Source organism: Actinomadura darangshiensis, from assembly GCF_004349235.1.
Classification (GTDB): domain Bacteria; phylum Actinomycetota; class Actinomycetes; order Streptosporangiales; family Streptosporangiaceae; genus Spirillospora; species Spirillospora darangshiensis.
Window position 1 is genome coordinate 1 of the sequence record NZ_SMKY01000340.1, and the last position, 8770, is coordinate 8770.

The following is an 8770-nucleotide window of genomic DNA, read 5'->3' on the forward strand; positions in this document are numbered from 1 at the left end:
TCCGGGGGGTGGGTGATGGTCACGCTTCGGCACTCCCTTCGGGGGGTCCCGGCCTTTCGCGGGGGTGGACCGGGTCGGGAGTAGTGGGAGCGCTCCCAAGAATCCGATCGGACGCCCATCGTGTCAAGAGTCACAGCGAGAACGAATTCGGTGCGGGTGTTCGCGTCCCTCACCGCGCACGCGAGGCGGCGTGAAAGTTCGTGAAAGGAATGGAACAAGACTTCCATGTCGCGTCCGGGGCGTTCTACGTTCACCGCAGTCCAGGAGTGGGAGCGCTCCCAAGCGGAAACACCCGACGTGAAAGCGAAGATCACATGAGATCGCCTTCCCCGCGCACCGGTGCGGTCGCCGCGCTGACCGGCGCGCTCTGCGCGGCGGGCTCGCTCGTCGCGGGCGCCGGCGTGCTCGGCGCTCCGGCGGCCCATGCCGCCGTGGCCTGCCAGGTCGACTACTCCGTGAACGACTGGGGCACCGGCTTCACCGCCGCCGTCACGATCACCAATCGGGGATCGGCCATGGACGGCTGGGCACTGACGTACTCCTACACCGGGAACCAGCAGCTCACGAGCGGCTGGAACGGCCGGTGGACGCAGTCCGGCACGACCGTCACGGTCGCCAACGAGAGCTGGAACGCCACGCTCGCGGCAGGCACGGCGCTCCAGGTCGGCGCGCAGTTCACCTACAGCGGCGCCAACTCCGCCCCGGCGGACTTCGCCGTCAACGGGACGGCGTGCAACGGCGGCACCGACCCGACCGACCCTCCGACGGACCCGACCACTCCCCCGTCCGACGGGACGGCGCCCGAGCTCAAGGTCTCCGGGAACGCGTTCGTGGACTCCGGCGGGAACACCGTGCGGCTGCGCGGTGTGAACCGGTCCGGCGGCGAATTCGCCTGCGTCCAGGGCAACGGAATCTGGGACGGCCCGATGGACGCGTCCTCGGTGGCGGCCATAAAGGGATGGAACGTCAATGCCGTCCGGGTTCCGCTCAACTCCGACTGCTGGCTGGGCTTGGACAACGTCGACGCCGCCTACCGGGGCGCCAACTACCAGAACGCCGTCCAGAATTACGTCGGCCTGCTCGAAGAGAACGGCATCACGCCCATTCTCGAACTGCACTGGTCGCACGGGTTGTGGACGGGTTACGACAGCCATTGCCAGACGGCGGCGGCCGAGTGCCAGAAGCCGATGCCGGACGCCCAGTACGCGACCGAATTCTGGAAGCAGCTCGCCACCGCCTACAAGGGCGACACGGCGGTCGTGTTCGACCTGTTCAACGAGCCGTACCCGAACAACCTCCAGGTCATGGACTACGGCCAGTCGTGGCTGTGCTGGCGCGACGGCGGCTCCGCCTGCACGGGCCTGACCTACGAGGCGGCCGGGATGCAGGACCTGCTCGACGCCGTCCGGTCGACCGGCGCGCAGAACGTCGTCATGGTCGCGGGCAGCAGCTACTCCAACGACCTCGGGCAGTGGCTCGCGCAGAAGCCGTCCGACCCCACCGGGAACCTGGCCGCCGCCTGGCACTCCTACAACTTCAACTACTGCAAGGACGCGTCCTGCTGGGACCAGCAGCTCGCGCCCGTCGCGGCGCAGGTCCCGCTCGTCGCCGGCGAGATCGGCGAGAACACCTGCGGCCACTCCTACGTCGACACGCTGATGGCCTGGCTGGACGGGCACGGCGCGTCCTACCTCGGCTGGACGTGGAACACCTGGGACTGCTCCAGCGGCCCCTCCCTGATCAGCTCCTACGACGGCACCCCGACGGCGTACGGAGCCGGGCTCCGCGACCACCTGCGGTCCGCCCGCTGACCACCCGGAAGAAGTCCACCCCAACCAGATGGAGGAATCCGGATGAAACACCCCCACGCGCGCAGGAGGCGCGGCGTCCGGCGCCGCGGCGCCGCGGCCGCCACGGTGGCCGTGCTGCTCGCATCAGGCACGGTCGCGCTGGCCCAGGCCCAGGCCAGCGCGGCCGCCGGCTGCAAGGTCGGCTACACCACCAACGACTGGGGCAGCGGCTTCACCGCCTCCGTGACGGTCACCAACCTCGGCGACGCCATCAGCAGCGGCTGGACGCTGGAGTGGGACTTCGCCGGCGACCAGCAGGTGACGTCCGGCTGGAACGGCACGGTCACCCAGTCCGGCAAGCACGTCACCGTGAAGAACCCGGGCTGGGCCACGACGCTGAGCACGAACGCGTCGGTCAACCCCGGTTTCCAGGGCACCTACTCCGGCTCGAACTCGGCTCCCGCCCAGTTCAAGCTGAACGGGACCCTGTGCGACGGGTCGACGGGCGACCCCGGTGACCCGGGCGATCCAGGCGACCCGGGCGATCCGGGCGACCCCGGCGACCGCGTCGCCAACCCGTACGCCGGCGTGAAGCAGTACGTGAACCCCGAATGGTCGGCCAAGGCGGCCGCGGAGCCGGGCGGCGGCGCGGTCTCGAACCAGCCGACCGGCGTGTGGCTGGACCGGATCGCCGCGATCGAGGGCGTCAACGGCGGGATGGGCCTGCGCGACCACCTGGACGAGGCCCTGGAGCAGGGCGCCGGGCTGGTCAACCTGGTCGTCTACGACCTGCCCGGCCGCGACTGCGCGGCGCTCGCGTCCAACGGCGAGCTCGGCCCGACCGAGCTCGACAAGTACAAGACGCAGTTCATCGACCCGATCGCGGAGATCCTCGGCGACGCGAAGTACGCCGAGCTGCGGATCGCCGCGGTGGTGGAGATCGACTCGCTGCCGAACCTGATCACCAACGCCGGCGACCGGCCGACCGCCACCGAGAACTGCAACGTCATGAAGGCGAACGGCAACTACCAGAAGGGCATCGCCTACGCGCTGCAGAAGCTCGGCGCGCTGTCCAACGTCTACAACTACATCGACATCGGCCACCACGGCTGGCTCGGCTGGGACGACAACTTCGGCTCGTCCGCGCAGCTGCTGGCCGACGTGGCGGACCAGTCCGGCTCGAAGGGCAACGTCGCGGGGTTCATCACCAACACCGCGAACTACGGCGCGCTGACCGAGCCCTACTTCACCATCAACGACAGCGTGAACGGCACGTCCGTCCGCCAGTCGACCTGGGTGGACTGGAACCGGTACGTCGACGAGCAGTCCTACGCCCAGGCGTTCCGCCAGGAGCTCGTCAGCGACGGGTTCGACTCCGGCATCGGGATGCTCATCGACACCAGCCGCAACGGCTGGGGCGGCGCTGAGCGTCCGACCGGTCCCGGCCCGCAGACCGACGTCAACGCCTATGTGGACGGCGGCCGGATCGACCGGCGCATCCACCTCGGCAACTGGTGCAACCAGGCGGGCGCCGGCCTCGGCGAGCGGCCGAAGGCGGCCCCCGCGTCCGGCATCGACGCCTACGTGTGGATGAAGCCTCCGGGCGAGTCGGACGGGGCCAGCTCGGAGATCCCGAACGACGAGGGCAAGGGCTTCGACCGGATGTGCGACCCCACGTACGAGGGCAACCCGCGTAACAACAACCACATGAGCGGGGCCCTGGCGGACGCGCCGCTGTCCGGCCACTGGTTCTCCGCCCAGTTCCAGGAGCTGCTCGAGAACGCCAACCCGCCCGTCCAGTAACCGACCCAAGGGAGAGAACGGCCCCGTGACGCGCTCCGGTCACGGGGCCTCTCCATGTCCTCGGGCCGGCCGCCGGGAGGCACCGGGAAAGGGAGCGGCCCGCGGTGTCCCCTGCCGGACTCCGCGGGCCACGTACTGCTCTTGCCGGGAACTCAGGAGGTCATGCAGTGCGGTTCGAGCGTGGTCGCCGAGGACGGTGCCTTCACCGTGAACCCGAACGTGGCGGAGGCGCCGACGGCCAGCGCCCCGTTCCAGTCCGCGTTGTTGACGGTCACATCGGGGCCGGACTGCGTGAAGGTGCCGTTCCACAGGCTGTCGACCGTCTCGCCGTTGGCGAAGGTGAAGTGGGCCATCCAGCCGTTGAGCGGGAGCGTGCCGCTGTTAGTGACGGTGATCTCGCCCTGGTAGCCGCCGCCCCAGCTGTTGACGGCGCGGTAGTCGGCCTTGCAGACCATGCCCGGGTCACCGGGCGGGTCGGTGGGCGGGTCCGTCGGGTCGCCGTCGCCTTCGCCGACGCCGGTCACCTCGCCGTTGCCGCCGTCGAAGACCACGTCGGAGCAGCCGTAGAACGTCTCGTTGCTGTCGGAGCGCTGCCACACGCTGTAGATGATGTGCCGGCCGCTCTTGCCGGACGGCAGCGGCGCGTTCCAGTGGTAGTAGGCGTCCTCGTTGCCCGGCGATCCGACGCTCGGTGGGTCGGTGACGCTGTAGAACGGCTCGTCCTCCAGGTCGTCCCAGCTGAGCGGGCGGGTCGGGCTCCAGGTGTCCTTCGTGATGTAGCTGCGGAACGTTCCCGGGTGGGCGGCCCACTTGTTGTAGCGGAACTCGACGTTCGCGCCGGACGTCAGGTGCGTGACCGGCCAGTCGTCGCGGGCCAGGTCGTAGCCGCTGAAGTCGTAGACGACCGCGCCGCCGCTGCACAGCTCACCGTCGGGGATGAAGCCGCGGGTGCGGCCGGCGCCGTCCGAGCGGAGCACGGCGAACCAGTTGTAGAGCGAGGTCGTCCCGCTCTGCGCGATCGCCGCCGCGCACGCCGGGTTGTGCGGGACGATCTGCCCGGTCGAGGTCAGCCCGTCCTTCCAGCAGAGGTAGGTGCGGCTGCCGGGCATCATCATCGCGCCGTGCGCGGACGCCGGCGGGGCCGCCAGCAGGGCGCCGGCCACCATGGCGGGGCCGAGCACCGCCCCGGCGGCGAGCATCCTTCGTCTTCGCCTTCCCATCATCCTCCCGTCACGGGCCGAGACTCCTGTCCAACCGGAAGCTAACTCCGCCTCCGCGGGCCCGTGAACGGCACTTTCAGGCTTTCATCGGCCCGGCCGCCCCGGTGGTCCATTCGGCGCCCTCGGCCAGGTCGAGGCCGAGGTCCGGACTGGTCTCCAGCAGCTCCAGGAAGTGCCGGACGGCGGGCACCTGCGGCCGCCGCGGGCCGAACACGACACCGATCGGGCGGGTGAGCGCGGGCCGGTCCGCACGCCCGCCTCGCACAGCCCGCGGTCAGCGAAGATCGGACGCTGCTCGCCCGGTCGAACGCGATGAACTCGTGCCCGTCGAAAGCAGCCCACGGGACCGCTTCGTCCGCCCGGCGGCGCCCGAGCGGGTGGCCGGGCGCGAAGGCGCAGAAGAAATGGTCGGCGTCGCAATCCGCACCAGCCCGCCCGTGCCAGCGAGAAACCCGGCGAAGTGGTTGACGGAGCAGCTGCTGTACGAGATCACCGACCCGGCCGCGTACCGCACCCCCCGACGTCCTACTTGACGTGCGGGGCGTCACCGTCGAGGAGACCGGCCCGGACCGGGTGCTCGTGCGGGGCGCCGCCGGGCGGCCGGGGCCGGAGACGCTCAAGGTCAGCGTCGGGTACCACGCGGGCCACCGCGCCGAGGCCGAGATCTCCTACGCGGGCCCGGACGCCCGGGCCCGCGCGGAGCCGGCCGGGCGGATCGTCGCGGAGCGGCTCGCTCCGGCGGGGTCAGCACATCGCTGGCCCTGGACGCGCACGGCAAGGGGCTCAGTTCCCGGCTGCTGTCGCTGGAGATCGAGGTCAGCCCTTCGTGGCGCCCGCGGTGAGTCCTCCGATCAGCTGGCGTTCGGCGATCGCGTAGAAGGCGATCGCCGGGACCATGGCCAGCACGATGTAGGCCATGACGAGCGCGTAGTCCGTCGCGTACTGGCCCTGGAACTGCTGGATGCCGACCGGGATCGTCTGCCATTTCGGGTCGGCCAGCACCAGCAGCGGCAGGAAGAAGTTGTTCCAGCTCGTCACGATGGCGAGGACCGACACGGTGCCGATGGCGGGTCTCGCCATCGGCAGCAGGATGCGCCAGAAGAACCCGAACCGGGTGCAGCCGTCGATGATGGCGGCCTCCTCCAGGTCCCCGGGGATCGTCCGGAAGAAGGACCGCAGGATGACGATCGTCAGCGGCAGCTGGAACGCGGCCTGCGGCAGGATCACGCCGAGCGGGTTGTCCAGCAGGCCGAACGAGCGCAGCAGGACGAACAGCGGCAGCACCGCCACCGCGGGCGGGAACATCAGGCCCGCCGCGAAGAGGGTGAAGAACAGCTCGCGGCCCCGGAAGGCGTAGCGGGCGAACGCGAACGCCGCGAGCGCCGCCACCACGACCGTGATCAGCGTGGTGGCGACCGCGATCAGCACGCTGTTGCCGATCTGCCGCCAGAAGTCGCCGGACGTCAGGATGCCGGTGTAGTTCGACACCCGCCAGGGGTCGGGCAGCCCGATGGGGTCGGTGGTGAGGGCACCGGTGCTCTTGAACCCCGCGAACACCGCGTACAGCAGCGGGACGACGATGAACGAGCCGATCACCCACACCAGCGTGTGCCGCGACAGGCTCCGCGCGATCGCGGGGCGGCTCATCGGCGGCCTCCCGCGGAGGTGACCGCGCCCTGCAGGTCGCGGCGCAGCGCGTAGCGCTGGTACAGCAGGGAGAAGACCATGCAGATGAGGAACATGGCGACGCTGATCGCGCTCGCGTAGCCCATCTGGTAGCGCTTGAAGCCGAACTGGAACATGGTGACGGCCATCGTCTCCGTTGAATGCGTCGGCCCGCCCGTCGTGGTGACCCACACGAGGTCGAAGAGCTGGATCGAGCCGATGACGGACAGGAACACGCTGATCCGCACGGTCGGTGCCAGCAGCGGCAGCGTGACGCTGCGGAACCGCCGCCACGGGCTCGCGCCGTCGATCGACGCGGCCTCCAGCACCTCCTTCGGGATGCCCTGCAGCCCGGCGAGGTAGATCATCATGTGGAAGCCGAAGTACTTCCATGTCATGACGGCGAACAGGGTGGGCAGCGCGGTGGCGGGGTCGGCGAACCACTTGCCGGCGAGGCCGCCGACCAGCGGCAGCCCGCCGAAGATGTGGTCGGCGAGGCCCGCGTCCGGCAGGAAGATGATGCCGAACAGGACGCCGGCGATGACCTCGGACAGGATGTAGGGCGCGAAGAAGATCGCCCGGTACACCGCCCGGCCGCGCATCTCCTGGTTCAGCAGGACGGCGGTGCCGAGCGCGAGCGGCAGCTGGATCGCGATCGACAGCAGGACGATGACGAGGCCGCGCCAGAGGTCGCCGTGGAACACGGGGTCGTCGGCCAGCTTGCGGTAGTTGCCGAGGCCGGCGAAGTCCTCCGGGCGGCCGAACCCGCCCCAGTCGAAGAAGCTCGTGTAGAACGCGACGACGATCGGGATCAGGACGAAGAAGAAGAACAGCAGCAGCGCCGGCAGGAGGAACCAGGTGGTGCTCAGCCACCCGCGCAGCCGTTCTCCCGCCGGCGCCCTGCGGCCCCGCTTTCGCGGGGGCCGCACGGCGTGCCGCGGCCGGTCGTCGGTCGTGGCGGACAGCGTCATTGGCTCTTGGCCGCCTTGGTCACCTGCTGTGCGACCTGCTCCGGTGAGCTCTTGCCCCCGATGAGGGACGCGGTGCTGTCATTGACCTGCTGCCCGACGGCGGGCGGGAACGCCTGGTCGAAGTAGAGCTGGAACCCGGTGGAGCCGTTCAGCGCGTCGGCGACCAGCTTGCGGTTCGGGTCCAGCTCGCTGTCGGCGCCCTTCAGGACCGGCATGAACGCGCCCGAGGTGACGAGCTTCTTCTCGTTCTCCTGGTTCATGAGGAAGCTCAGGAAGTCGGCGGCCTCCTTGGGCGCGTCCTTGCTGAGCGAGTGGCCGTTGCCGCCGCCGAACACCTCGGTGGCCGTGCCCTGGCCGCCCTCGACGGTCGGGAAGGGGAACCAGCCGAGGTCCTTGCCGAGGTCCTTGCCGGAGGCGTCCTTCTGCACCGCCGGCGCCCACTGCCCCATCAGCGACATGCCGGCCTTGCCCGCGCCCATCGTCGCCGCCTGCCCGCCGGGGGCGTCGAATCCGGCGTTCTGGAAGCCCTTCTGGAAGGGCTGCAGGTCGGTGAGCTCCTTCAGGTGCTGCCCGGCCTGGAGGAACGCGGGGGTGCCGAAGTCGTTGCTCTTCACGGCCTGATCCACCGCGGGGAGGCCGCCGACGCGCATCGCCAGGTAGGCCCAGTAGTACATGCCGGGCCACTTGTCCTTGCCGCCGAGCGCGATGGGCGTGACGTTCGCGGACTTGAGCTTGCCGACGGCGTCGAGGAACGCGGCCCAGGTCTTCGGAGGCTCCTTGATCCCGGCCTTCTCGAAGAGCTTCTTGTTGTACCAGAAGCCCACCCCGCCCATGTCGTAGGGGACGGAGTAGGTCTTGCCGTCGAACTGGTACGGCTTCAGCGAGACCGGGGTCATGGTGCCGAGCAGCTGAGAGGAGTCGGAGGTGAGGTCCTTGACCAGGCCGGCGTCGATCTGCTGCTTGAGCACGCCGCCGCCCCAGGTGATGAAGATGTCCGGCAGCTTCCCGGAGGCGATGAGCGCCGTCATCTTCGACTTGTAGGCCTCGTTCTCCAGGTTGGTGAGCTTGATCTTGACGTTCGGATGGGCGGCCTCGTAGGCCTTGGCGATCTGCGGATAGAGCGTCTGGGACGGTTCGGTGGTCGCGATGTCCATCCACTCGATGGTCACCTTGCCGTCCCCCGACCCGGAGTCGCCGTCGCCGCAGGCGGCGAGCATGGGCGCGGCCGTGGCCAGCACGGCGCCCGCGGAGACCGCGGTGAGGAAGGACCGGCGCGATAGGTGTGGGGTGCCCATGATGGCCTCCTGGATCGGGGGTGGGC

Annotated in this window: 7 protein-coding genes and 1 pseudogene; 3 read left to right on the top strand and 5 right to left on the bottom strand. The window is 69.9% G+C overall.

Annotated elements, in window-relative coordinates; translation table 11 throughout:
* The first annotated feature begins 314 nt into the window (after positions 1-314).
* On the top strand, positions 315-1811 hold the full coding sequence (locus E1293_RS40505) for a cellulase family glycosylhydrolase (RefSeq protein WP_132204372.1): 1497 nt from the start codon (positions 315-317) through the stop codon (positions 1809-1811).
* A 42-nt stretch (positions 1812-1853) separates the two neighbouring features.
* Positions 1854-3593 carry a glycoside hydrolase family 6 protein gene (locus tag E1293_RS40510; protein ID WP_132204374.1) on the top strand — a complete coding sequence of 580 codons (1740 nt, stop codon included), beginning with the start codon at positions 1854-1856 and terminating at the stop codon, positions 3591-3593.
* A gap of 152 nt (positions 3594-3745) precedes the next feature.
* On the opposite strand, the gene E1293_RS40515 is transcribed toward E1293_RS40510, so the two are convergent.
* Positions 3746-4792: a lytic polysaccharide monooxygenase auxiliary activity family 9 protein gene (locus tag E1293_RS40515; RefSeq protein ID WP_243717308.1), complete on the bottom strand. Its 1047-nt coding sequence runs from the start codon at positions 4790-4792 to the stop codon at positions 3746-3748.
* A 97-nt stretch (positions 4793-4889) separates the two neighbouring features.
* Positions 4890-5078, bottom strand: coding sequence for a hypothetical protein (locus E1293_RS40520; protein WP_132204378.1), 189 nt, complete (start codon positions 5076-5078; stop codon positions 4890-4892).
* A gap of 269 nt (positions 5079-5347) precedes the next feature.
* Between E1293_RS40520 and E1293_RS49910 the strand changes: the two are divergent.
* Positions 5348-5500: pseudogene (locus E1293_RS49910) on the top strand (acyclic terpene utilization AtuA family protein); the annotation flags it as partial.
* A gap of 129 nt (positions 5501-5629) precedes the next feature.
* On the opposite strand, the gene E1293_RS40530 reads toward E1293_RS49910, so the two are convergent.
* From E1293_RS40530 to E1293_RS40540, 3 genes are all read right to left on the bottom strand, one after another.
* Positions 5630-6460 carry a carbohydrate ABC transporter permease gene (locus tag E1293_RS40530; protein ID WP_132204380.1) on the bottom strand — a complete coding sequence of 277 codons (831 nt, stop codon included), beginning with the start codon at positions 6458-6460 and terminating at the stop codon, positions 5630-5632.
* The gene (locus tag E1293_RS40535) at positions 6457-7449 is read right to left on the bottom strand and encodes a carbohydrate ABC transporter permease (protein WP_132204382.1); all 993 of its coding nucleotides are present in this window, start codon (positions 7447-7449) and stop codon (positions 6457-6459) included. Before E1293_RS40535 ends, E1293_RS40530 begins: the two co-directional genes overlap by 4 nt.
* Positions 7446-8770 (bottom strand): extracellular solute-binding protein (locus E1293_RS40540; RefSeq protein ID WP_341770247.1); only part of this gene is annotated, 1325 nt, incomplete at its 5' end. The genes E1293_RS40540 and E1293_RS40535, both read right to left, overlap by 4 nt.

What these genes read in the sequence shown, in the direction of transcription:
- E1293_RS40505 (WP_132204372.1), top strand. Translation starts at nt 315, where the DNA reads ATGAGATCGCCTTCCCCGCGCACCGGTGCGGTCGCCGCGCTGACCGGC.
- E1293_RS40510 (WP_132204374.1), top strand. Translation starts at nt 1,854, where the DNA reads ATGAAACACCCCCACGCGCGCAGGAGGCGCGGCGTCCGGCGCCGCGGC.
- E1293_RS40515 (WP_243717308.1), bottom strand. Translation starts at nt 4,792, where the DNA reads ATGCTCGCCGCCGGGGCGGTGCTCGGCCCCGCCATGGTGGCCGGCGCC.
- E1293_RS40530 (WP_132204380.1), bottom strand. Translation starts at nt 6,460, where the DNA reads ATGAGCCGCCCCGCGATCGCGCGGAGCCTGTCGCGGCACACGCTGGTG.
- E1293_RS40535 (WP_132204382.1), bottom strand. Translation starts at nt 7,449, where the DNA reads ATGACGCTGTCCGCCACGACCGACGACCGGCCGCGGCACGCCGTGCGG.